General features: G+C 67.0%; 26 protein-coding genes. 20 read left to right on the top strand and 6 right to left on the bottom strand.

What is annotated here, in order from left to right; all coding sequences use genetic code 11:
* Positions 1 to 62: 62 nt before the first annotated feature.
* Positions 63 to 1,319 carry an O-antigen ligase family protein gene (locus tag ACZYSP_RS15020; protein ID WP_093076723.1) on the top strand — a complete coding sequence of 419 codons (1,257 nt, stop codon included), beginning with the start codon at positions 63 to 65 and terminating at the stop codon, positions 1,317 to 1,319.
* A 33-nt stretch (positions 1,320 to 1,352) separates the two neighbouring features.
* On the opposite strand, the gene ACZYSP_RS15025 is transcribed toward ACZYSP_RS15020, so the two are convergent.
* Together ACZYSP_RS15025 and ACZYSP_RS15030 are read right to left on the bottom strand one after the other, a co-directional pair.
* Positions 1,353 to 1,562: a zinc-finger domain-containing protein gene (locus tag ACZYSP_RS15025; RefSeq protein WP_081270012.1), complete on the bottom strand. Its 210-nt coding sequence runs from the start codon at positions 1,560 to 1,562 to the stop codon at positions 1,353 to 1,355.
* Between the two features lie 8 nt (positions 1,563 to 1,570).
* Positions 1,571 to 2,524: a branched-chain amino acid transaminase gene (locus ACZYSP_RS15030; RefSeq protein WP_093053364.1), complete on the bottom strand. Its 954-nt coding sequence runs from the start codon at positions 2,522 to 2,524 to the stop codon at positions 1,571 to 1,573.
* Between the two features lie 142 nt (positions 2,525 to 2,666).
* Between ACZYSP_RS15030 and ACZYSP_RS15035 the strand changes: the two genes are divergently transcribed.
* Positions 2,667 to 3,668 carry a recombination-associated protein RdgC gene (locus ACZYSP_RS15035; protein ID WP_093053361.1) on the top strand — a complete coding sequence of 334 codons (1,002 nt, stop codon included), beginning with the start codon at positions 2,667 to 2,669 and terminating at the stop codon, positions 3,666 to 3,668.
* 12 nt (positions 3,669 to 3,680) lie between these two features.
* On the opposite strand, the gene ACZYSP_RS15040 is transcribed toward ACZYSP_RS15035, so the two are convergent.
* The gene (locus ACZYSP_RS15040; RefSeq protein ID WP_489014943.1) at positions 3,681 to 4,892 is read right to left on the bottom strand and encodes a M20 aminoacylase family protein; all 1,212 of its coding nucleotides are present in this window, start codon (positions 4,890 to 4,892) and stop codon (positions 3,681 to 3,683) included.
* Between the two features lie 33 nt (positions 4,893 to 4,925).
* Positions 4,926 to 6,245, bottom strand: coding sequence for an MFS transporter (locus ACZYSP_RS15045; protein ID WP_440533158.1), 1,320 nt, complete (start codon positions 6,243 to 6,245; stop codon positions 4,926 to 4,928).
* A 191-nt stretch (positions 6,246 to 6,436) separates the two neighbouring features.
* On the opposite strand from ACZYSP_RS15045, the gene ACZYSP_RS15050 reads away from it, so the two are divergent.
* On the top strand, positions 6,437 to 7,381 hold the full coding sequence (locus ACZYSP_RS15050; RefSeq protein ID WP_097197377.1) for a LysR family transcriptional regulator: 945 nt from the start codon (positions 6,437 to 6,439) through the stop codon (positions 7,379 to 7,381).
* Here ACZYSP_RS15050 and ACZYSP_RS15055 read toward each other — a convergent pair whose 3' ends face one another.
* A complete protein-coding gene (locus ACZYSP_RS15055; RefSeq protein WP_093053349.1) occupies positions 7,382 to 7,819 on the bottom strand; it encodes a glycerate kinase in 438 nt (145 codons plus the stop codon).
* A gap of 82 nt (positions 7,820 to 7,901) precedes the next feature.
* Here ACZYSP_RS15055 and ACZYSP_RS15060 point away from each other — a divergent pair, with 82 nt between their 5' ends.
* Complete coding sequence (locus ACZYSP_RS15060; RefSeq protein WP_426391098.1) at positions 7,902 to 8,225, top strand: hypothetical protein; 324 nt, start codon at positions 7,902 to 7,904, stop codon at positions 8,223 to 8,225.
* Positions 8,226 to 8,276: 51 nt separating this feature from the next.
* On the opposite strand, the gene radA is transcribed toward ACZYSP_RS15060, so the two are convergent.
* Entirely contained in the window at positions 8,277 to 9,668 is a 1,392-nt protein-coding gene (radA, locus tag ACZYSP_RS15065) for a DNA repair protein RadA (protein WP_093053344.1), read from the bottom strand.
* Between the two features lie 99 nt (positions 9,669 to 9,767).
* Here radA and hpaR point away from each other — a divergent pair, with 99 nt between their 5' ends.
* The 16 genes from hpaR to ACZYSP_RS15145 all read left to right on the top strand — a co-directional run bounded on the left by hpaR (position 9,768) and on the right by ACZYSP_RS15145 (position 22,790).
* Positions 9,768 to 10,205, top strand: a complete 438-nt coding sequence (gene hpaR, locus ACZYSP_RS15070; RefSeq protein ID WP_093053341.1) for a homoprotocatechuate degradation operon regulator HpaR — start codon at positions 9,768 to 9,770, stop codon at positions 10,203 to 10,205.
* The gene (locus ACZYSP_RS15075; RefSeq protein ID WP_489014948.1) at positions 10,202 to 10,828 is read left to right on the top strand and encodes a fumarylacetoacetate hydrolase family protein; all 627 of its coding nucleotides are present in this window, start codon (positions 10,202 to 10,204) and stop codon (positions 10,826 to 10,828) included. The genes hpaR and ACZYSP_RS15075 overlap by 4 nt, the downstream gene beginning before the upstream one ends.
* Positions 10,825 to 11,598 carry a fumarylacetoacetate hydrolase family protein gene (locus ACZYSP_RS15080; RefSeq protein WP_093053335.1) on the top strand — a complete coding sequence of 258 codons (774 nt, stop codon included), beginning with the start codon at positions 10,825 to 10,827 and terminating at the stop codon, positions 11,596 to 11,598. Before ACZYSP_RS15075 ends, ACZYSP_RS15080 begins: the two co-directional genes overlap by 4 nt.
* A complete protein-coding gene (gene hpaE / locus ACZYSP_RS15085; protein WP_489014951.1) occupies positions 11,595 to 13,058 on the top strand; it encodes a 5-carboxymethyl-2-hydroxymuconate semialdehyde dehydrogenase in 1,464 nt (487 codons plus the stop codon). Before ACZYSP_RS15080 ends, hpaE begins: the two co-directional genes overlap by 4 nt.
* Positions 13,055 to 14,029, top strand: coding sequence for a tripartite tricarboxylate transporter substrate binding protein (locus ACZYSP_RS15090; RefSeq protein ID WP_489014953.1), 975 nt, complete (start codon positions 13,055 to 13,057; stop codon positions 14,027 to 14,029). Before hpaE ends, ACZYSP_RS15090 begins: the two co-directional genes overlap by 4 nt.
* A gap of 3 nt (positions 14,030 to 14,032) precedes the next feature.
* Positions 14,033 to 14,368 (top strand): aromatic ring-opening dioxygenase subunit LigA, encoded by a 336-nt coding sequence (locus tag ACZYSP_RS15095; RefSeq protein WP_489014955.1) that lies wholly within the window; start codon positions 14,033 to 14,035, stop codon positions 14,366 to 14,368.
* A complete protein-coding gene (locus ACZYSP_RS15100; protein ID WP_489014957.1) occupies positions 14,365 to 15,192 on the top strand; it encodes a DODA-type extradiol aromatic ring-opening family dioxygenase in 828 nt (275 codons plus the stop codon). Before ACZYSP_RS15095 ends, ACZYSP_RS15100 begins: the two co-directional genes overlap by 4 nt.
* Positions 15,193 to 15,205: 13 nt before the next feature.
* Entirely contained in the window at positions 15,206 to 15,613 is a 408-nt protein-coding gene (locus ACZYSP_RS15105; RefSeq protein WP_489014959.1) for a 5-carboxymethyl-2-hydroxymuconate Delta-isomerase, read from the top strand.
* A gap of 13 nt (positions 15,614 to 15,626) precedes the next feature.
* Positions 15,627 to 16,430, top strand: coding sequence for a 2-oxo-hept-4-ene-1,7-dioate hydratase (gene hpaH / locus ACZYSP_RS15110; protein WP_489014961.1), 804 nt, complete (start codon positions 15,627 to 15,629; stop codon positions 16,428 to 16,430).
* A gap of 15 nt (positions 16,431 to 16,445) precedes the next feature.
* Complete coding sequence (gene hpaI, locus ACZYSP_RS15115) at positions 16,446 to 17,267, top strand: 4-hydroxy-2-oxoheptanedioate aldolase (RefSeq protein ID WP_489014963.1); 822 nt, start codon at positions 16,446 to 16,448, stop codon at positions 17,265 to 17,267.
* Between the two features lie 25 nt (positions 17,268 to 17,292).
* The gene (locus ACZYSP_RS15120) at positions 17,293 to 17,763 is read left to right on the top strand and encodes a nuclear transport factor 2 family protein (protein ID WP_093175579.1); all 471 of its coding nucleotides are present in this window, start codon (positions 17,293 to 17,295) and stop codon (positions 17,761 to 17,763) included.
* A gap of 37 nt (positions 17,764 to 17,800) precedes the next feature.
* Complete coding sequence (gene ilvD, locus ACZYSP_RS15125; RefSeq protein ID WP_489014966.1) at positions 17,801 to 19,546, top strand: dihydroxy-acid dehydratase; 1,746 nt, start codon at positions 17,801 to 17,803, stop codon at positions 19,544 to 19,546.
* A gap of 32 nt (positions 19,547 to 19,578) precedes the next feature.
* A complete protein-coding gene (locus tag ACZYSP_RS15130; protein WP_093053309.1) occupies positions 19,579 to 20,571 on the top strand; it encodes a Bug family tripartite tricarboxylate transporter substrate binding protein in 993 nt (330 codons plus the stop codon).
* Between the two features lie 19 nt (positions 20,572 to 20,590).
* Positions 20,591 to 21,382 carry a class II aldolase/adducin family protein gene (locus ACZYSP_RS15135; protein ID WP_489014968.1) on the top strand — a complete coding sequence of 264 codons (792 nt, stop codon included), beginning with the start codon at positions 20,591 to 20,593 and terminating at the stop codon, positions 21,380 to 21,382.
* An 18-nt stretch (positions 21,383 to 21,400) separates the two neighbouring features.
* On the top strand, positions 21,401 to 22,390 hold the full coding sequence (locus ACZYSP_RS15140; RefSeq protein WP_489014970.1) for a 2-dehydropantoate 2-reductase: 990 nt from the start codon (positions 21,401 to 21,403) through the stop codon (positions 22,388 to 22,390).
* 196 nt (positions 22,391 to 22,586) lie between these two features.
* Positions 22,587 to 22,790: a hypothetical protein gene (locus tag ACZYSP_RS15145; RefSeq protein WP_176928761.1), complete on the top strand. Its 204-nt coding sequence runs from the start codon at positions 22,587 to 22,589 to the stop codon at positions 22,788 to 22,790.
* Positions 22,791 to 22,862 lie beyond the last annotated feature (72 nt).

Below are 22,862 nucleotides of genomic sequence, written 5' to 3' on the forward strand. Positions count from 1 at the left end.
CCTCGCCCGCACGGGGCCGTGGTCAGGTTGGCTCCCAGATGCCAACCTAAAATCCCGCCCCTATGCAGAGATCGCACATCGTTCGGCCCGCGGCCATGTTCTGGGGGCTGGTGGTGTTCATGCCGGTCGGCGTCACCTATCTTTCGGCCATCTTGCTGCTGCTCACCATGCTGGTGGCCGGCGGCTTGCGCGAGCGCTACGCGCGGCTGCGCGCCAACCCGCTGTGGTGGCCGGTGGTGGCCTACCTGGCCTGGACCTTCCTCGTGCTGGCCTTCGGGCGGCACTACCCCGAAACCGGCTCCAACCTGTTCCACGGGGTGCGCATCGGCCTCACGATATTGATGGCGATGGCGCTCACGCGCGAAGAAGCGATATGGGCGCTGCGCGGCTTCCTGCTGGTCGCGGCGCTGAATATCCTGCTGATCGTGGCCTACTACGCCGTCGGCTTTCCGGTCTGGTCGCCGCTGCGCGCGGTGGTCATGGAGGTGGGCAACAAGTCGATCAGCAACGCCCTGCTGTTCAGCGTGGTGGCGTCCACCGCCGCCGTGTGGGGCATTGCACAGATCGCCGCGCACAAGCCGCTGCGTGCCATTCCGGCCTTCGTGCTGCTGCTCGGGCTGGGCGTGGTGGTGGCGCTGCCGCTGACTTCGCGCACCTCGGTGCTCGCGCTGCTGCTGGTGATTCCGGTGGTGTGCATCCACCAGTGGCGCAACCACCTGAAGATGCTGGTGAGCGCGCTGGTGCTGGGGGCCGTGGTGCTGGGTGCCGGGCTGTACCAGTTGCCGCAGCTCCAGCACAAGGTCGAGACCGGCGTGCAGGAAATCGAAGAGGCGCAGGCCGGCGCCATCTTCAAGGGCAGCTGGGTGATCCGCTACTACATGTACAAGGACACGGGCCTCATGATCGCCGACCGGCCGCTCACCGGCTGGGGCATCGGCGGCTGGACCGAGCAGTGGCACAAGCGCGGCCCGGCGCTGTTCGCCGACTCGAACATGCCGCACAACGACTTCCTGTGGGTCGGCGCGCAGGGCGGGCTGCCGGCCTTGCTGAGCCTGCTGGTCATCATGGTCGCCGCCGTCTGGCAGGCGTGGAAACGGCCCGACATGGCGGGCCGTTATGCGCTGGCAGCTACGTTGATCGCGCTGATTGCGTCGAGCGTGAATTCGGCCATGCGCGACGCGCAGATCGGCCTGGCACTGCTGTTCATCGCGATGGTCTACCTGCGGCTGGCGCAGGAGAAGCAAGACCCGGATCCGTGGCGCGACCTGCTGCCGTCGCGTTGGCGCAAGAAAGAAACCGCCCCCCAGGCTGCTGCCTGAACTGCAGTAAAGGGGCGGTTGCGTCGGCTCGGCTCAGTGCCGCGCCGACACCGTCTCGCCGGCCTTCAGCCGGTACACCGTGCCGCAATACGGGCACTTGGCCTCGCCGGTGCGCGCCACGTCGAGGTAGACCTTCGGGTGGCTGTTCCAGAGCTTCATGTCGGCCTTGGGGCTGGGGCAGAAAACGCCGCCCTGATGGTTGAGCTCCTTGGCCAGGAGTTCGACGACTGCATTGGTGGACATGGGTTCTCTCAGACTTTCGTGAGCCAGTGGGCGTACTTGGGGTTCTTGCCGTTCACGATGTCGAAGAAGGCAGACTGGATTTTCTCGGTGATCGGGCCACGGGCACCGCCGTCGCCGCGGTTGCCGATCTCGACGCGGTCGAGTTCGCGGATGGGCGTTACTTCAGCAGCGGTGCCGGTGAAGAAGGCCTCGTCGGCGATGTAGACCTCGTCGCGCGTGATGCGCTTTTGCACCAGCTCCAGGCCCAGGTCCTTGCACACGTGCAGGATGGTGTTGCGGGTGATGCCGTTGAGCGCGCCGGCCGAAAGGTCAGGCGTGTACACCACGCCGCCCTTGACCACGAAGATGTTCTCGCCCGCGCCTTCCGACACGAAGCCGCTCGCGTCGAGCAGCAGCGCCTCGTCGTAACCGTCATCCAGCGCTTCCATGTTGGCCAGGATCGAGTTGGTGTAGTTGCTCACCGTCTTGGCCTGCGTCATCGTGATGTTGACGTGGTGGCGGGTGTAGCTCGAGGTTTTCACGCGGATGCCGCGCTTCATGCCTTCTTCGCCCAGGTAGGCGCCCCAGGACCAGGCCGCGACCATGGCGTGGATCTTGTTGCCCTTGGGGCTCACGCCGAGCTTTTCGGAGCCGATCCAGATCAGCGGGCGCAGGTAGCAGCTTTCGAGCTTGTTCTCGCGAACCACCTGTTTCTGGGCCTCGTTGAGCTGCTCGGGCGTGAACGGGATCTTCATGCGCAGGATCTTGGCGCTGTTGAACAGGCGCTCGGTGTGCTCTGCCAGGCGGAAGATCGACGTGCCGCCGTCCGCCGTCTTGTAGGCGCGCACGCCCTCGAAGGCGCCGCAACCGTAGTGCAGCGTGTGGCTCAGCACGTGGATCTTGGCGTCGCGCCAGTCCACGAGTTCGCCGTCCATCCAGATCTTGCCGTCACGGTCGTCCAGCGAGGGGGGGATCGAGCTCATTTCCTGATTCCTTTGTTTGGGAAGCGGTGTGGGGGTGGGGTGCGACGGGGGGAAGTCGCAAAAGCTTTCGATTTTACGGCCGGGGCCGGAACGGGGTGCCCGACAATGGCCGGTTGTGCAAACCAGTGGAAAAAGGGTTTCCGTGTCCGTATTCAAGAACGTCATCGTCTATCGCATCGAACCTGCCTGGTCCCAAACACTGGCCGAGGCGGAAGAAGGGCTCGGCAAGCAGCGCTTCGAGCCTTGCGGCCCCTCGCAGGAAAAGTCCGCCGGCTGGGTCGAGCCCCGCGGCGAAGCCAACGGCCCGTTGGTCGAATCCATCGACGGCCAGTGGCTGGTCGAGTACATGATCGAGAGCAAGACCGTGCCCGGCTCCGTGGTGCGCCGCAAGCTCGACGAGCGCTGCGCGCAGATCGAAGCCACCACCGGCCGCAAGCCCGGCAAGAAGGAAAAGAAGGAGCTCAAGGAAGACATCACCCTGGAGCTGCTGCCCATGGCCTTCACGCGCAGTGCGCGCGTGGCGGTGTGGATCGACAAGGCCGAGAACCGCCTCGTGATCAACAGCGGCAACGCCGCACGCGCCGACGAAGTGGTCACCAGCCTCGTGAAGTCGCTCGACGGCTTTGCCGTGGCCCTCATCAACACGCAGATCGAGCCCGCAGCCGCCATGGCCAACTGGCTGCTGACGCAGGAGCCGCCGGCCGGCTTCACCATCGACCGCGAGTGCGAGCTCAAGGCCTCCGACGACTCCAAGGCCGTGGTGCGCTACGCCAAGCACCCGCTGGACATCGACGAGGTGAAGCAGCACATCACCGACGGCAAGCGCCCGACGCGGCTCGCGCTGACGTGGGACGACCGCGTGTCCTTCGAGCTGACGCACGGCATGCTGATCCGCAAGATCACCTTCCTCGAAGGCACGGGCGACGGCGCCGCGGGCGGCAAGAAGGAAGACAACTTCGACGCAGACGTGGCGATTGCCACGGGCGAACTGGGCCAGCTGGTGCCGGCGCTGCTCGATGCTCTGGGTGGCGAGGCGGCGTTCTCGGCGGCATTGCCCGACGAAGCGCAGAAACCGGCTGTGGCAGCCGCACCCACGACGACCGTGCCTGCCGATGCGCCCGAGGAAGAAGACGCGCCGTTCTAAGGCCGCTATGGCTCAGGCGACCAGGTAGGTCTGCGCCAGCCGCACCCAGCATGCGGCTCCAAGCGGCAGCACTTGGTCGTTGAAGTCATACCCGGGGTTGTGCACCATGCAGCCCCCGAACTCGCCCTCCCCGTTGCCGAGCAGCAGATAGCAGCCCGGCAACGCATCGAGCATCCACGCGAAGTCCTCGCTGCCCGCGAAGCCCCGGGGCACTTTCGTGATGACGTTCTCCTCGCCCACCAGCTCGGTGCATACCTTTGCCATCAGCTGCGTCTCGGCCGCGGTGTTGACCACCGGCGGCACCAGCTGGCGGTAGTCGATCTCGGCCTCCACGCCGTGCGCCTGCGCGGTGAGGCTCACGATCTCGCGGATGCGCTGCTCGACCAGCGCGCGCGTCTCGGGCAGTGCCGCGCGCACGTTCAGGCCCAGCGACACCGACTGCGGAATCACGTTGTGCGTGGCGCCGCCGCGAATGAAGCCGACCGACACCACCGCCGTGTCGTCAGGCGCCACGTTGCGCGCCACCACGGTCTGCAGGGCTGTCACCACCGCCGCAGCTGCCGCGACGGGATCGCGCGCGCGGTGCGGCATGGCACCGTGTCCACCCACGCCCTTGATCGTGACGTCGGCCACGTCGGACGACAATGTGACCGGGCCTTCGACCGCCAGCACGGTGCCCACCGGCACGCCCGGCGCGTTGTGCAGCGCGTACACCGCATCGCAGGGGAAGCGCTCGAACAGGCCGTCCGCGATCATCGCGCGCGCGCCGCAGAGGTTTTCTTCATCAGGCTGGAAGATCAGGTTCAGCGTGCCGTCGAAGTTGCGCGTCGTCGCCAGCGCCTTGGCCGCGGCCAGCAGGATCGCCGTGTGGCCGTCGTGGCCGCAGGCATGCATGCGGCCGGGGTTGCGGCTGGCATACGGCAGGCCGGTGGCCTCGATGATGGGCAGCGCGTCCATGTCGGCGCGGATGCCGAGGCGGCGCGTGCCGCTGCCGAGCTTGAGCTGCGCCACGATGCCGGTCTTGCCGATGCCGGTGTGCACCTCGTAGCCCCAGCTGCGCAGCAGGCTGGCAACGAGTTCGCTGGTCGCGCTCACCTCGAAGCCTAGCTCCGGGTTGGCATGGATCTGGCGACGGATGTCGACGAAGGCCTGCGTGTCGACGTCGGCCTGGGGGAGCAGGCGCGACAGGAGCTTCGTGGTCTGGGGGCTGAGTTCGCGGGTCATGTGAAAGGGTTCGCTCTCGGTGAAGTTCTTCGATCAATCGGCCTTGCGCTCGCGCAGGCTCAGCAGCGCGCACAGGCTTAGCACGCCGCAGACCATCATGTAGAAGGCCGGCGACATCGGGTTGTCCGTCTTCGCGAGCAGCCAGGTGACGATGAACTGCGAGGAGCCGCCGAACACCGTCACGCCCACGCTGTAGATCACCGAGATGCCGCTGGCGCGCACGCCGGCCGGCAGCATCTCGAGCAGCATCAGGAACATCGGCGTGGTGCCGATGTTCACGCTCGCGGTCAGCAGCGCCGACAGCGCCAGCACCAGCGGCACGCTCGGGTAGTGGCTGATGATCCAGAACACCGGGTAGACGGCGACAACGCTGAACAGCAGCGAGCCGATCACCAGCGGCTTGCGGTTCGGCAGCCTGTCGGCCAATCGCCCCGCCACCAGCGACACCACGAACAGCGTGATGCCCGTGACGCAGCCCGACAGCAGCGACAGCGACGGCGGCATGTGCAGCACGCGGATCATGTAGGTGGGCATGAAGAACACCACGAGGTACATCGTCGCCGTGCCCGCCGTGGTGGCGAGGATGCCCTTGAGCACCGTGCCGCCGTGGTTGCGCAGCAGCCGGCCGACGGGGCTGGATTCATGGCTCTCGGCGGTGTGCGTTTCCTCGAGGTGCGCGCGAATGTAGAGCCCCACCGGCGCGATCAGTAGGCCGAGCAGGAACGGCAGGCGCCAGCCCCAGCTTTCGAGCGACGCCTGCGGCAATGCGGCGTACAGCGCGGCGCCCGTGAGCGCGCCCAGCAGCGCCGACACACCCTGGCTCGCGAGCTGCCAGCTCACGCGGAAGCCCCGGCCCTTGATGCCTCCGGCCTCCATCAGCATCGACGTGGCCGCGCCCACCTCGCCGCCCAGCGAGAAGCCCTGCAGCAGCCGGCCCGCGACGATCATCAGCGAGCCGAACACGCCGGCCGACGCATAGCTGGGCGCGAACGCGATGCACAGCGTGCCGAGCACCATGAGGCCGATGGTCAGCGTCATCGCGGCCTTGCGGCCCTTGCGGTCGGCGTAGTTGCCGATGATCACGCCGCCCAGCGGCCGCATCACGAAGCCGATGCCGAAGGTGGCCACGGCCAGCAGCAGCGAGCCGTACGGGCTGTCGGAGGGGAAGAACAGCTTGCCGATCAGCAGCGCGAAGAAGCTATAGACGGTGAAGTCGTACATCTCCAGCGCATTGCCCAGCGAGCAGGCGGCGATCAAACGGAACTGGCTCTGCCTTCCCTTGCCTTGCACGGCAGTAGCGGCGGCTGGTGAAGGGCCCCGGATCGGGCTTGCGGGCAATGCGGCTTCGCTCATCTAATGTCACTCCACGAACAGGTTGCGGGGGGCCGGATCGGCCTCTGGCGGCGGAGTATTCAGGCAAAGCGCTGCGGCAAAGAATCACATATTTTCATGCTGATAACCAAACGGCATCCCCGTCATAAACAGGCGCCGGAAGCCATCGGGACAACCCTCAGGACGCCTTTTTTCGGGAGATCGGCACCACGATGAAGCTGCAACAGTTGCGCGTTCTGCTGGCGGTGGCACAGCACGGCAGCATCCATGAGGCGTCGCGCAGCCTGCACACCACGCAGCCCGCGCTGTCGAAGACCATTTCGGAACTGGAGCGCGAACTCGGCGTGACGCTGATGTCGCGTTCCACGCGCGGCGTGAGTCTCACCCCCTACGGCGTGGCACTGGTCAAGCGCGCGAGCCTTGTCGAGCAGGAACTGCGGCATGCGCTCGAAGACATCGAGGCGATCCGCGGGCACGACGAGGCGCAGCTCAACATCGGCTTCACCGCGGTGGCATCGAGCGGGCCGCTGCCCGATGCGATGGCTTCGTTCCGCCAGCGCTTTCCCAATGTGGCGATGCGCGGCTTCGAGCTGCGGCCGCAGCAGATCTTCGAAGGCCTGCGCGAGGGCCGGCTCGACCTGGGGTTGGTCTCCACCTGCAACGGGCCGGGCACCAGCGCCCTCCAGTGGGAGCCGCTTTTCTCAGTGGCGATGCATTTGTCGGTGCGCGCCGGCCATCCGCTGCGGCGCGTGCGCAAGCTGCAGCCGCTGCTCGACGCCGACTGGCTGGTGCTCGACCCAGTCGACGACGCCGGCAGCCCGCTGGTGAGCACGATGCGCCTGCACGGCCTGGAGATGCCCAGGCGCATGGTGCACAGCGCCTCGAACCTGCTGGGCCTGCAGCTGGCCACGCAGACCGACCTGATCAGCATGTGGTCGGATTTCGTCTTCCACGGCGCGGGGCCGCTGCGGCTGCAGCCCGGCCTGCTGGAAAAGCTGTCGATCACCGATGCGCTGCCGGACTTCGACGTGTTCCTGGTCTACCGCTCGGCCGACCTCATGACGCACGTGTGCACCGAATTCGTGAAGGAGGCGCGCCACCATGCGAAAGCGAATCCGCCTTGGCGGCAGCCAAGGCGCAAGGCGGGCGCGGGCTGATCAGGCCGCGGGGGTCTGCGTGCTGTCGTCTTCGGGCGCCGTTTCGGGCCGCGTCATCGTCCAGCTCTGCAGCTTGCCGCCGTTGAACACGGTATCGACATACGAGCCGCCGCCATCGGTCCAGCGGTAGTGCTCGGGCTGCTCGTCCTTGGGCGAGCGCAGCTCGCCGAGGGCGCGCGTCATCGCGATCACGTGCATCAGCGTCACGCCCGGCTTGAGCTTGGCATTGAGCATCACGGCGCTGGCCACATAGCCCACCGGCCGTTCGGCCGCGCGCTTGAGCACTTGCATCGCGCGGTTGAAGTGCAGCAGCAAGAACATCACGATCGCGCCGCCGGCCAGGGCAACACCGCCCCAACCGCCGCTGCGCCAGGCCAGCCCCAGGAGAAGGATGGCGCCCACGGGCACCAGAAGTTTCTTGAAATCCATGGCGCGCATTGTCGCCGCCCCGGGGCAGGCGCCGAAGTAGCGGCCCTGACTACCCCTGGGCGCGCTGGACGGTACTCACCCCGAAAAGCGCATGGCACGCGAGCGCCACGCGGCACATTTCGCTTCACGGGCACAGCAAGCCCGGGCCACCGAAAAGCGTATGACCATCCCGCGTTCCGTCACCTTCGTTCGTCTCACCCTCGTCGGCACGGCGATCAGCAGCATGGACGGCCGCGAACAGTTTCAGGGAGAGGCAACCCGGGTCGCAGGCTCGCAAGGCACCGGCATGGCGAACGCCACCGGCAGCCGCGGCGGCGACCCGGGATGCCAGTACACGATGAACCCGGCCACGTTGGGCAGCGGCCAATGCGTACCCAGCAGCGGACCGGCGTTCACGACACACATCGGGGGATAGGGAGGGTAGCCCGGCGCGTCACAGGCGCGCCGGGCATTTTTTTCCCGACGGTCAATCGAGGCGGCGGACCACGTCCATCGCCTCTTCGATGCGTTCGACGGCGTGGATCGTCAAACCTTCGATCTCTTTCGTGCCCTTGCGCGGCGCATTCGCCTTGGGCACCACGGCCACGCTGAAACCGAGCTTGGCCGCTTCGCGCAAACGCTCCTGCCCACGCGGCGCAGGTCGCACCTCGCCGGCCAGCCCCACTTCGCCGAAAGCGATGAAGCCCTTGGGCAGCGGCTTGCCACGCAGGCTTGACGTAATGGCGAGCATCACGGCCAGGTCGGCCGCGGGTTCGCTGATGCGCACGCCGCCCACCGCGTTGACGAACACGTCCTGGTCCATGCAGGCCACACCCGCGTGGCGGTGCAACACGGCCAGCAGCATGGCGAGGCGGTCGCGGTCCAGGCCCACCGACAGGCGGCGCGGGCTGGGCCCGCCGTTGTCGACCAGCGCCTGGATCTCCACCAGCATCGGCCGCGTGCCTTCGAGCGTGACCAGCACCACGCTGCCGGGCACCGGCTCGGGGTGCTGGCTCAGGAAGATCGCGCTCGGATTGGTCACGCCCTTCAGGCCGCGCTCGGTCATGGCGAACACGCCGATCTCATTGACTGCGCCAAAACGGTTCTTGATGGCGCGCACGAGGCGAAAGCTCGAATGCGTGTCGCCTTCGAAGTACAGCACCGTGTCGACCATGTGTTCGAGCACGCGCGGGCCCGCGAGAGCGCCCTCCTTCGTGACGTGACCCACCAGCACCACGGCCGTGCCGCTGGTCTTGGCAAAGCGCGTGAGGTGCGCCGCGCATTCGCGCACCTGCGCCACCGAGCCGGGGGCCGAGGTGAGCTGGTCTGAATAAACCGTCTGAATCGAGTCGATCACCGCGATGGCCGGGCGCGTGGCGTCGAGCGTGGCGATGATTTTTTCAAGCTGGATCTCGGCCAGCACCTGCACCTGCGAGTGATCGAGGCCGAGCCGCCTGGAGCGCAGCGCCACCTGCGAGCCGCTTTCCTCGCCCGTCACGTACAGCGCGTTCTGCCCCGCGCGCTGCAACGCATCGACCGCCTGCAGCAGCAGCGTCGATTTGCCGATGCCCGGGTCGCCGCCGATCAGCGTGACGCCGCCCGAGACGATGCCGCCGCCCAGCACGCGATCGAGCTCGTCGATGCCGGTGGGCGTGCGCGCGATGTCGGTCGCCTCGATTTCGGAAAGGGTCGCGAGCTCCGACGCGCCCGCGAGTGACGCGAACTGCGTGCCGAAACGGTTGTTGGCTGGCCCGTTGCCCGCGCCCGCGACCTGCTCGATGAGTGTGTTCCAGGCGCCGCAGCTCGGGCATTTGCCGAGCCACTTGGGGCTGGTGCCGCCGCATTCGCTGCAGACGAAAGTTGTTTTGTCCTTGGCCATCCTTTGAGTTTAGGTGTCCGCACAAACCCTGATGCCCGGTGCCTTGGAAAGAAACGGCCAATCATTTAACATGTTAAGTAATTTAGGAAGAGACAAGCCTTGAGCACGACATTCACGCACCGCAATTTGCCGCGCCTGCTGCTGCAGGCCCGCGAAGCCGTGATGGCCCACACCCGGCCCAGCCTGCGCGAGCACGCGCTGTCCGACCAGCAATGGCGCGTGCTGCGCGTGCTGGGCGAGCACGGCGCAGTCGACACCGGCCGGGTCGCGCGCGAAGCCTTCATCCTCGGCCCCAGCCTCACCGGCGTGCTCGCGCGCATGGAACGCGACAACCTCATCACCCGCGCCCGCGATCCGGCCGACCAGCGCCGCACCGTGGTCGAGGCCACGCCACACGGCATGAAGCTCGTGAAGCGGCTGTCGACCAGCATCGAATCGCACTACGAGTGGATGGAGAAATCGCTAGGCAAGGCCAAGCTCACGCAGCTCTACGGGCTGCTCGACGAACTGATCGCACTGGAGCAACCCTCGCCATGAGCCATTTCCTGCCCACAGGCACGGTGTACGGCACCTTGCTGAACTTCCGCGCCGAAGTGGATGCGCTCGCGCCGCAGATGACGCAGCCGCCCTACAAGGCGCCGCCGAAGGCACCCGTGCTCTATGTGAAGACGGCCAACACCTGGAGCCCGCACGGCAGCGACATCGCCGTGCCGGCTGCGGTGCCCGAGGTGGAAATCGGCGCGAGCATCGGCATGGTGATCGGCGCAGAGGGCGACGTCGAAGGCTTCGTGCTGATGAACGACCTGTCGATACCGCATGCGAGCTTCTTCCGGCCGCCGGTGAAGTTCAAGTGCGTCGACGGCTTCCTGGGCATCGGCCCCGTGCTGCGCGACGCACAGGAGGTCGCCGACCCGGCAAGCTTCCGCGTCGAGGTACGCATCAACGGCGACTTGAAGCAGTCCATCGACTTTTCGCAGCTCGTGCGGCCGGCGCAGCAGTTGCTCGCCGACGTCGGCGACTTCATGACGCTCGCACACGGCGACGTGCTGATGCTCGGCTGCGGTCCCGGCCGCCCGCTGGCCCGCGCCGGCGATCGCATCGACATCTCCGCGCCGGGGTTCGAGACATTGAGCAACACGCTGGTGAAGGAAGCTGCATGAAGCACGCACGCGTCATCTTCGAAGGCCGCGAGCACACCGGCACGAGCCACGAATTCAACGGCCAGCAAGACGCTGCCGTGCGCCTGGACGACGGCCGCATCGTGCCGCAGGATCAGCTCACCTGGCTGCCCCCGCTCGCACCAACTGCACGCCCCCGCACCATCCTCGCGCTCGGCCTCAACTACGCCGACCACGCGAAGGAACTCGAATTCAAGGCCCCCGAAGAACCGCTGGTGTTCGTCAAGGGCCAGAGCACGCTCATCGGCCACCGCCAGCACACGCACCGCCCGGCCGACGTGAAGTTCATGCACTACGAGTGCGAGCTCGCCATCGTCGTCGGCAAGACCGCGAAGAACGTGAAGCGCGACGATGCCTACGACTTCATCGGCGGCTACACGGTAGCCAACGACTACGCCATCCGCGACTACCTCGAGAACTGGTATCGCCCCAACCTGCGCGTGAAGAATCGCGACACCTGCACGCCACTGGGCCCGTGGTTCGTCGACGCCGCCGACGTGCCCGACCCCATGGCGCTCGCGCTGCGCACCACCGTCAACGGCACCGTCACGCAGCAAGGCAGCACGCGCGACATGATCTTCGACGCACCCTTCCTCATCGAGTACTTCAGCCGCTTCATGACGCTGTCGCCAGGCGACCTGATCCTCACCGGCACGCCTGACGGCGTGGTCGATTGCCAGCCGGGCGACGTCGTCGTCACCGAGATCGAGCGCATCGGCGCGCTTCAGAACACCATTCAAGGAAAAGCATGAGAGTCGATCACCTGATCGCCGGCAAGAGCGTGGCCGGCACGGACTACTTCGAAACCGTCAACCCCGCCACGCAGGAAGTGCTGGCCGAGGTCGCCTCGGGCGGCGAAGCCGAAGTGAACGCGGCCGTGGCCGCCGCCAGGGAAGCCTTTCCGAAGTGGGCCGGCATGCCCGCGCCCGAGCGCGCGAAGCTGATCCGCAAGCTCGGCGACCTGATCGCCAAGCACGTGCCCGAGATCGCGCAGACCGAAACCAACGACTGTGGCCAGGTGATCGCGCAGACCGGCAAGCAGCTCATTCCACGCGCGGCCGACAACTTCTACTACTTCGCCGAGATGTGCACGCGCGTGGACGGCCACACCTACCCCACGCCCACGCACCTGAACTACACGCTGTTCCATCCGGTGGGCGTGTGCGCGCTCATCAGCCCGTGGAACGTGCCCTTCATGACGGCCACGTGGAAGGTCGCGCCCTGCCTGGCCTTCGGCAACACGGCCGTGCTGAAGATGAGCGAGCTCTCGCCGCTGACGGCCGCGCGCCTGGGCGAGCTGGCGCTCGAAGCCGGCATTCCGCCCGGCGTGCTGAACCTGGTGCACGGCTATGGCAAGGAAGCGGGCGAACCGCTGGTGGCGCACCCCGACGTGCGCGCCATTTCGTTCACAGGCTCCACCGCCACGGGCAACCGCATCGTGAAGAGCGCGGGCCTGAAGAAGTTCAGCATGGAGCTGGGCGGCAAGAGCCCCTTCGTGATCTTCGACGACGCCGACCTCGACCGCGCACTCGACGCGGCCGTGTTCATGATCTTCAGCAACAACGGCGAGCGCTGCACGGCCGGCTCGCGCATCCTGGTGCAGCAGTCGATCTACGCCGACTTCGCGGCGAAGTTCGCCGAGCGCGCCAAGCGCATCACCGTGGGCGACCCGCTCGACGAGAAGACCATCGTCGGCCCGATGATCTCGCAGGCTCACCTGGCCAAGGTGCGCAGCTACATCGAGCTGGGCCCGAAGGAAGGCGCGACGCTGCTGTGCGGCGGGCTCGATGCGCCGTCGAACCTGCCCGATCGGGTGAAGAAGGGCAACTACGTGGTGCCCACCGTGTTCGCCGACGTCGACAACCGCATGAAGATCGCGCAGGACGAAATCTTCGGCCCGGTGGCCTGCCTGATTCCGTTCAAGGACGAGGCAGATGCCATCCGCCTCGCCAACGACATCCAGTACGGCCTGAGCAGCTACGTGTGGACGGAGAACATCGGCAAGGCACACCGCGTGGCTGCCGCCGTGGAAGCCGGCATGTGCTTCGTCAACAGCCAGAACGTGCGAGACCTGCGCCAGCCCTTTGGCGGCACCAAGGCCTCGGGCACGGGACGTGAAGGCGGCACCTGGAGCTACGAGGTGTTCTGCGAGCCGAAGAACGTGGCGGTGTCGCTGGGCTCGCATCACATTCCGCACTGGGGCGTGGCGTGAGCACACGCCGCCGCACGCTGCTGCAAGGCGCGGCCGCATTCGCGGCCCTGCCCTTGCTGGCGCGTGCACAGGGCACATGGCCCAACAAGCCGATCCGCGTGATCGTGCCCTTCACGCCCGGCGGCACCACCGACTTCGTGGCGCGCCTCGTCGGCGTCGAGCTGTCGAAGGCGCTGGGCCAACCCGTCATCGTCGACAACAAGCCCGGCGCGGGCACGGTGATCGGCGTCGACGCTGCGGCCAAGGCCGCGCCCGACGGCTACACCTTCGTCTGCGTGGCCAACAGCTTCACGGCCAACCAGACGCTGATCCGCAAGCTGCCCTACGACACGCAGAAAGACCTGCGTCCCGTCGCTCTCATGGGCATGTCGGAGCACGTGCTCGCCACGCATCCGGCCAGCAGCCTGAAGACGCTCGCCGACTTGCGCAACGCAGCCAAGGCGAAGCCCGGCACGCTGAGCTTTGCCTCCTTCGGCAACGGCACCTCGGCCCATCTGTCGGGCGAAATGCTCAAGCTGCAGATGGGCCTGGACATCGTGCACGTGCCCTACAAAGGCCAGGGCCCGGCGCTCACCGACCTGCTCGGCGGGCAGGTGACGATGATGTTCGGCAACTGGCCCGAGTTCCGCAGCCACATCCAGAACGGCAGGCTCGTCGCGCTTGGCATGGCGACGGCGCAGCGCTCGCAGTACGCACCGGCCATACCCACACTGGCGGAACAGGGTGTGTCCATCGAGTCCAATTCATGGAACGGCTTGCTGGCGCCCGCCGGCACGCCCGACGCCGTGGTGCAGCGCATGAACGCCGAAGTGAACCGCGCGCTGGCGGGGCCGGTGGTGACGGAGGCCTTCCACAAGGGAGGCATCGCGTCGCTGTCGGGCACGCCGGAGCGCTTTGCGGCTTTCATACAGAGCGAGATTGCGAAGTACGGCGACGTAATCCGCAAGGCCAACATCCAGGTGGAGGGCTGAACGATGAGCCTCTATGCGATGCAGAAATTCCTGTTCGCGCTGAATCGCGAGCAGGAAGTGCAGCGGCGCTATGCCGAAGGTGGCGAGACGCGCGCGGCGCTGCTGGGCGCCTATGACTTCACCGATGAAGAGCGCGAGGCCATCGACGCCGGCGACATCGGCAAGCTCTACGTGCTCGGCTGCAATGGCCAGCTGCTGATGCACTTCGCACCGCTGCTCGGCATTCCATGGGCCGACTACCTCGAAGCCATGCGCGAAGGCGTGCGCAAGTACGGCCCGGTGCGCGCCGGCATCTACGCCATGACAACCGGAACCGACGAGAAGGTGGCAGGCGTATGAGTCTCGTATTCGCAGGCGTGTGCAGCCACGCCCCCGGCATCACCGGCCGCGCGCATCTCGCCGACCCGGCGGTGAAGGACGAGTTCCACGCACAGTTCCACCGCTTCGGCGAGGCGATGCGCGCGACCAGGCCCGACGCGGTGATCGTGATCGCCGCCGAGCACTTCGCGAACTTCTTCATGAACAACATGCCGGCCTATGCGATCGGCATGGCCGACAGCTACGAGGGCCCGATCGAAGACCCGAAGTGGCTGGGCATCGAGAAGCACAAGATCCCTGGCGATGCCGCGCTGTCACAGCGCCTGATCCGCGAGGTGATGCAGACGGTGGACGTGGCCTACGCGGAGGAGTGGAAGTTCGACCACGGCATCATGGTGCCGCTGAACTTCCTCACGCCGGAGTTCGACACCAAGGTCATCCCCGTCAACATCAACTGCCAGGGCCCGCCGCTCACGCCGCTGCACCGCGCCTGGGCTTTCGGCGAGGCGCTGCGCCGCGCCTGCGACAAGGCGCCCGAGCGCATCGCGCTGGTGGGAACGGGCGGCATCTCGCACTGGCCCGCCACGCCCGATTCGGGCAAGGTCAATGCCGCGTGGGACGCCGAGTTCATGAAGCGCTGGTGCGCCAACGACCGCGAGGGCCTGCTCTCGCAGGACGACTACGGCGACGAGGCCACCTACCGCGAAGCGGGCCAGGGCGGCTTCGAGATCCGCACCTTCATCAGCGTGGCCGCGGCCGCGCGCGGCAAGGGCGAGATTCTTCACATGAAGGCCATCCCGATCTTTGCCGTGACGTGTACGGCCGCGACGATGTCGGTGGAATGAACGGAGAGTACCCATGCCCCATCTCGTGATCCTCTACACGCCGAACATCGAAGCCGAGACCGACATGTCGGCGCTGTGCCGCACGCTGGCCGACACCATGCTGAAGCAGCGCGACGAGGCCGACAAGCCGGTGTTCCCCATCGGCGGCACGCGCGTGCTGGCCTACCCTGCCGCGCACTACGCGGTGGCCGACGGCAAGGCCGACTACGCCTTTGTCTACCTCAACATCCGCATGGCCGCGGGGCGCTCGGAGGCGGTGAAGAAGAAAGCCGGCGACGAACTTCTGGCCGACGTGCGCACGCATTTCGCGCCGATCTTCGAGAAGCGCCACATCGGCATCACGCTGCAGATCGACGAAAGCCCGGGGCAGGTGTACGACGGCAAGCACAGCAACCTGCATCCCCTGTTCAACAAGACCTGAACGAAGCCAGCCCATGCTCTCCCAAGCCACCATCGCCCAACTGGCCGCCGAGCTGCACGAAAGCGAGAAGTCGCGCGTGCAGGTCGAGCACTTCTCCAAGCGCTTTCCAGAGATGTCCATCGAGGACGGCTACGCCATCTCGCGCGAATGGGTGAGGAACAAAATCGCCGAAGGGCGCGTCGCGCGCGGCCACAAGATCGGCCTCACCTCGCGCGCCATGCAGCAGTCCAGCCAGATCGACGAGCCCGACTACGGCACGCTGCTCGACGACATGTTCTTCGAGCAGGGCGGCGACATCCCGTTCAAGCGCTTCATCGCGCCGCGCATCGAGGTGGAGCTGGCCTTCATCCTCGGCAAGAAGCTGCAGGGGCCGAACGTGACCATCTTCGACGTGCTGGCCGCCACCGACTACGTGGTGCCCGCCATCGAGATCATCGACGCGCGCATCGAGCAGTTCGACCGCCACACCAAGGCGCCGCGCAAGGTGTTCGACACCATCTCCGACAACGCGGCCAATGCCGGCATCGTGATGGGCGGCCGGCCGGTGAAGCCCGATGCGGTGGACCTGCGCTGGGTGAGCGCGCTGCTCTACAAGAACGGCGTGATCGAGGAATCGGGCGTGGCCGCGGCGGTGCTCAACCATCCGGCCACCGGCGTGGCGTGGCTCGCGAACAAGCTGGCGCCGTGGGAAGAATGCCTGGAGGCCGGCGAAGTGGTGCTGGCCGGCTCGTTCACGCGGCCCACCACTGCCGTGCCGGGCGACACCTTCCACGCCGACTACGGCCCGCTCGGCGCCATCTCGTTCCGCCTTGTCTGAAAGAAGAAAGACACCATGCAAACACCCATCAACACCTTCAAGCAGGCCCTGCAGGCCGGCAAGCCCCAGATCGGCCTCTGGGTCGGACTGGCCGACGGCTATGTTGCCGAGATCCTGGCCGGCACCGGCTACGACTGGCTGCTGGTCGACGGAGAGCACGCGCCCAACGACGTGCGCTCGGTGCTCGCCCAACTGCAGGGCATCTCCAGCGCGTGGTCTGCGCAGGCCGAGTCGGAGCGCTCGCACCCCATCGTGCGCATTCCGGTCGGCGACACCACGCTGATCAAGCAGTACCTCGACATCGGCGCGCAGACGCTGCTGGTGCCGATGGTCGACACGGCCGAGCAGGCCGCGCGGCTGGTGCAGGGCATGCGCTACCCGCCCGAAGGCATCCGCGGCATGGGCAGCGCGCTGGCGCGTGCCTCGCGCTGGCAAGCCTACCCCAACTACCTGCACGAAGCCAACGCGCAGACCTGCCTGCTGGTGCAGGCCGAAACGGTGGAGGCGATGAAGAACCTCGACGCCATCGCGGCCACGCCGGGCGTGGACGGCGTGTTCATCGGGCCGGCCGACCTGTCGGCCTCGATGGGCTTCGTGGGCCAGCCCAACCACCCCGCGGTGCAGGCCGTGATCGCCGACGCCATCGCACGCATCCGCAAGGCCGGCAAGGCGCCGGGCATCCTGTCGACCACCGAAGAGCAGGCGCGCAAATGGCTCGCGGCCGGCGCGCTGTTCGTGGCGGTGGGCGTGGACACCATCGTGCTGGCGGCGGCGGCAAAGCAGCTGCTCGCAAAGTACAAGGCCGCACCGGGCGTGGCCTCGCCCAACGGCTACTGATTTCCTTCACACCGGAGCACCCTTGATGCAACGCATGACTTTGGCGGCCATGGCCGCGACAGCCACCTTGTTCCTCGCCGCCTGTGCACCCATGGGCGCCGGCAAGCAAGGCCCCACCGCCCAGCAGGAAGCCAACCGCCAGACCGTGCTCGCCTTCTACGAGAAGGGCCTGAACCAGAAGGATGCCGATGCGGCCCTGCAATACGTGGGCAACCGCTACGTGCAGCACAACCCCACGGCGGCCGACGGCCCCGAGGGCTTTCGCAAGTTCATCGGGTTCCTGCGCGAGAAGTTCCCGAACTCGAAGAGCGAGATCAAGCGCAGCTTCGTCGACGGCGACTACGTGATCCTGCATGTGAACGCGGTACGCGAGCCCGGCACGCGCGGCAGCGCCATCGTCGACATCTTCAAGCTGGAGAACGGCAAGATCGTCGAGCACTGGGACGTGGTGCAGCCCGTGCCCGAGACCGCCGCGAACAAGAACGGCATGTTCTGACCCGTCCGTAATCCAGCCAGCAGCCAACGCCAGCCTGATGACCACGCCCACCGACCCCACCAAGCGCTTTCGCTCCGCCACCATTCGCGAGGGCACGATCCGCGCGACCACGCGCAGCTTTCTCCATGCGCTGGGCCAGGACGACGAGGACATCGCGCGCCCGCACATCGGCGTGTTCCATACGGGCGGCGAGATGAGCCCGTGCAACCTCAACCTGCGCGACCAGGCGCAGCATGCCAAGACCGGCATCTACGCGGGCGGCGGCACACCGCACGAATGCCCCGTGGTGTCGATCAGCGACGGGCTGACGATGGCGCATTCGGGCATGCGCTTCTCGCTGATCTCGCGCGAGCTGATCGCCGACAGCGTGGAAGCCTCCACGCGCGGCCACCAGTGGGACGGCATCTTCGCCATCGGCGCGTGCGACAAGAACCTGCCGGGGCTGATGATGGGCATGGTCCGCTGCAACGTGCCGAGCGTGTTCGTGCACGGCGGCTCGGCATTGCCGGGCCAGATGCCGGGGCCACATCCAGAAGTACGGGGCCGCGACCTGAACGTGGTCGACACCTACGAGACCATCGGCAAGGTGCTGGCCGGCACCGCCACGCACGACGAACTCGACGCCATGAGCCGCGCCTGCCTGCCCACGGCGGGCGCCTGCGCGGGGCAGTTCACGGCCAACACGATGGGCATGGTGTCGGAAGCGCTGGGCCTGGCGCCCATCGGCTCCAGCATGGTGCCGGCCGTGTTCAGCGAGCGCGCGCCGCTGATGCGCCGCGCCGCAAAGACGCTGATGAAGGCGGTGATGGGCGACAGCCCGCTGCCGCGCGACATCGTCACGCGCAAGGCGCTGGAAAACGCCTGCGCCGTGGTGTCGGCCACGGGCGGCTCGACCAACGCGGCGCTGCATCTGCCGGCGATTGCGCACGAGGCGGGCATCAAGTTCCACCTCGACGACGTGGCCGAGGTTTTCGCTCGCACGCCGCTCATCGCCGATCTGCGTCCGGGCGGCCAGTACCTCGCGCGCGACGTGTTCTACATCGGCGGCGCGGGCGTCATCCTGCGCACGCTGCTGGAGCAGGGCTTCCTGCATGGCGACGCGCTCACCTTCACCGGCCGCACGATGGCCGAGGAACTGGCTGGTGCGCTGGCGCCCGACGGCCGCGTGGTGCGCGAGGCCGGCAACCCGATCACGCGCGACGGCGGGCTGGCGGTGCTCAAGGGCAACCTCTGCCCGGACGGTGCCCTGCTCAAGACAGCGGGGCTCAAGGGCCTGGTGTTTCGCGGCCCGGCGCGCGTCTTCAATTCCGAGGAAGAGGCGCAGACCGCCGTGCAAAACCGGCTGTACGAAGCGGGCGACGTGATCGTGATCCGCAACGAAGGCCCCAGGGGCAGCCCCGGCATGCGCGAAATGCTGGGCATTACCGCCCTGCTCTACGGCCAGGGCATGGGCGACAAGGTGGCGCTGCTGACCGACGGGCGCTTCTCGGGCGCGACGCGCGGCCTGTGCATTGGCTACGCGGGGCCTGAAGCCGCAGACGGCGGCCCGATTGCGGCGCTGTGCGACGGCGACGTGATCGCTATCGACGCGCGGGCTGACGCACGCTCGATCACGGTCGAACTCACGGCTGAAGAAATCACGGCGCGGCTCGCCGGACGTGAGGTAAACGTGGGGGTCGCCCGAGGTGGCTTGCTGGAAAAATACGCGCTCACCGTGCGCCCTGCCCACCAGGGCGCCGTGACCCACTCGGGCGCGGTCACCTGGCTGCGCGACGAGTCTTGACCCTCCATAACCAACGTCCGGAGAGAGACACCATGAGCTTCACGCGCCGCCAGATCCTGCAGACCACCAGCGCCTCGGCCTTGATGGCCAGCCTTGGCCAGAACGTTTTCGCGCAAGCGATGAACATCGAGACCGCAACCATCGTCACCGGCTTCGCGGCCGGCGGCACGTCGGACACCACCTGCCGGCGCCTGGCGACCAGGCTCAGCCCCGAATACGCGAAGACCGTGGTGGTCGAGAACCGCACCGGCGCGGGCGGCCAGATTGCCGTGAGCTACGTGAAGAGCCGCCCGGCCGACGGCAGCACCATCCTGCAGACGCCGACCTCGATCCTCACGATCTACCCGCACATCTACAAGAAGCTGCCGTACGACCCGATGGTCGACATCACGCCGGTGAGCCTGGCCTGCATCTTCGACTTCGGCTTTGCCGTGGGTCCGGCCGTGCCGGCCAGCGTGAAGAGCGTGCCCGAGTTCCTGGCCTGGGCCAAGGCCAACCCGGCCGGCGCCAACTTCGGCTCGCCCGCTGCCGGCTCCACGCCGCACTTCATCGGTGCGCTGCTGGGCCAGAAGGGTGGCGTCGAACTGAAGCACGCGGCCTACCGCGGCACGCAGCCGGCCATGCTCGACCTGCTGGGCAGCAACATCTCGGCCGTGTCGGGGCCCATCGGCGACATCACGCAGCATCTGCTGTCGGGCAAGGTGCGCATCCTGGGCGTGTCGGGCTCCAAGCGCAGCCGCTTCGCGCCCGACGTGCCGACCTTCGGCGAGCAGGGCATCAAGGACATGGCCCACAGCGAATGGTTCGCCTTCTTCCTGCCGGCCAAGGCCTCGCCCGAACTGGTGGCGAAGCTGAACACGGCCATGAAGAACGCGCTGGCGCAGAAGGACGTGATCGACGGCCTCGGCACCTTCGGACTGGAAGCGATGTCTTCCACGCCGGCCGAGCTGACCGAACTGCTCAAGAAAGACACCGCCAAGTGGGCGCCGATCGTCAAGGAAGTCGGCTTCACCGCGGAAGGTTGAAACACATGAAGGAACTGCCATGAACACACTCGCCACTCCAGCACCCTCGGCGCTGGTCCATCCCTCGATCCACCCCGACGAGCGCGCCGCGCGCGAAGAGCTTGCGGCCTGCTATCGCGTGTTCGCGATGCTGGGCTGGGTCGAGATGATCTACAACCACATCACGGTGCGGCTGCCCGACAGCGTGACGGGTGGCGAGAAGCAGTTCCTCATCAACCCCTTCGGCCTGCACTACAGCGAGGTCACGGCCAGCAACCTGGTGAAGATCGACCTGCACGGCAAGGTGCTCGACGGCTCGACCTACCCGGTGAACCCGGCCGGCTTCACGGTGCACGCGGCCATTCACGACGGCCTGCCCGGCGCGCACTGCGTGATGCATACGCACACGACCGCAGGCGTGGCGGTGGCCTGCCTGCAGGGCGGCCTGCAGCAGACCAATTTCTATACCGCGCAACTGCACGGCATGGTGGCGTACCACGACTTCGAGGGCATCACGATCCATGCCGATGAAGGCCCGCGCCTGCTCAAGAGCATCGGCGACCGCAATGCGGTGATCCTGCGCAACCACGGCCTGCTGGCCTGGGGGCAGACGCTGCCGCAGACTTTTGCGATTTTGTGGACACTGCAGCGCGCCTGCGAAATCCAGATGGCGACCTTCTCGATGGGCCAGGCGATTCCGGTGAGCGAGGAGATCGCGCAGCGCTGCACGCGCGACGCGCTGCAGTTCAGCCCCGAGCACGGCGCCGGGCAGGATGTGTTCAATGCACTCGTCCGCCAGGTGGACCGCATCGACCCTACGTATCGCAACTGAACCGAAGCGACTGAACCCATGAAGATCTGTATTTACGGCGCCGGCGCGATCGGCGGATGGATCGGCGTCAGCCTCGCGCAAGCGGGCCAGCGCCTGAACGTGGTGGCGCGCGGCGCCACGCTCGAGGCATTGCAGCGCGACGGCCTGTCGCTCATGCGCGGCAGCACGGGTGGAGAGGTGCGCACGCGCGTGCCCGTCAACGCCGTGGCCGACCCCGAGGCGCTCGGCGTGCAGGACCTGGTGGTCATCGCCGTGAAGGCGCCGGCCCTGGCCGCCGTTGCCGAACGCATCGGGCCGCTGATCGGCGCCGACACCATCGTGCTGGTCGCGATGAACGGCGTGCCGTGGTGGTTCCTCGAAGGCGGCTTCGGCGGCGAGATCACGGGCCACAGGCTCGCGGCGGTGGACCCCGAAGGCGCCATTGCCCGCGCCATTCCGTCGCGCAACGTGATCGGCTGCGTGGTGCACGCGAGCTGCTCGCTCGACGGGCCGGGCGTGGTGCGGCATCACTTCGGCAACGGGCTGATCGTTGGCGAGCCTTCGGGCGAGGCCACGCCGCGCGTGCAGAAGCTGGTCGAGCTGCTGAAGAGCACGGGCATCGACACCACGCTGTCGCCGCAGATCCAGAAGGACGTGTGGTTCAAGCTGTGGGGCAACATGACGGTGAACCCGATCAGCGCGCTCACCGGCTGCACCACCGACCTGATCATGGGCGACGACTACGTGCGCGGCTTCATCTCGGCGGTGATGCTGGAGGCCAAGGAGATCGGGCGGCGCATCGGCATCGAGATCACGCAGAGCCCTGAAGACCGGCACGCCATCACCATGAAGCTCGGGGCGTTCAAGACCTCGATGCTGCAGGACGTGGAAGCCGGGCGTTCGGTGGAACTCGATGCGCTTGTAACGGTGGTGCGCGAACTGGGCGAGCTGACGGCGGTGGCAACGCCGTTCACCGACGCGCTGCTGGGGCTGGCACGCCTGAGAACGCGGCAACTCGGGCTTTACTGAGCGCCGGCGCAGCGCACCGGGATCCAAGGTCAGGCGGCGCACAGGTTCGGTCCGCAGACTGCAAATGCAGCGTCTGCAGAACCCTGTACACCCTTTTTTCTTCTTGGGCTATCCTCTCGCCATTCGAATGCACGTAGCGATTTCTTACACACCAACAAGGCTATATGCGTGCTTGAGCGAAGGGGGAGACAGATAGATGCGCTTGATCTTCATCGAACTTCTGGTGGCCTTGGTACTGCTGCCCATCAGCGGCCTGTTCTGGTGGTGGGCCTTCGGCATGGGCGGCCTGGCTGTGGCCGGCTTTCTGCTGGTTGGCGGCGGCGCTCTGTACCTTGTCTTGCGGGGCGTGCGCTCGGCCAAGAACCAGCTCGGCCACCCCGGCGACGACCGTGAGCAATAGGCTTTGAGCCTTTTCGCCTGACACATTCGCATTCAATTTGGCAGGGAATTGGTGCAATTTGTTTTTTCGATC

The organism is Variovorax sp. F042 (assembly GCF_057814215.1).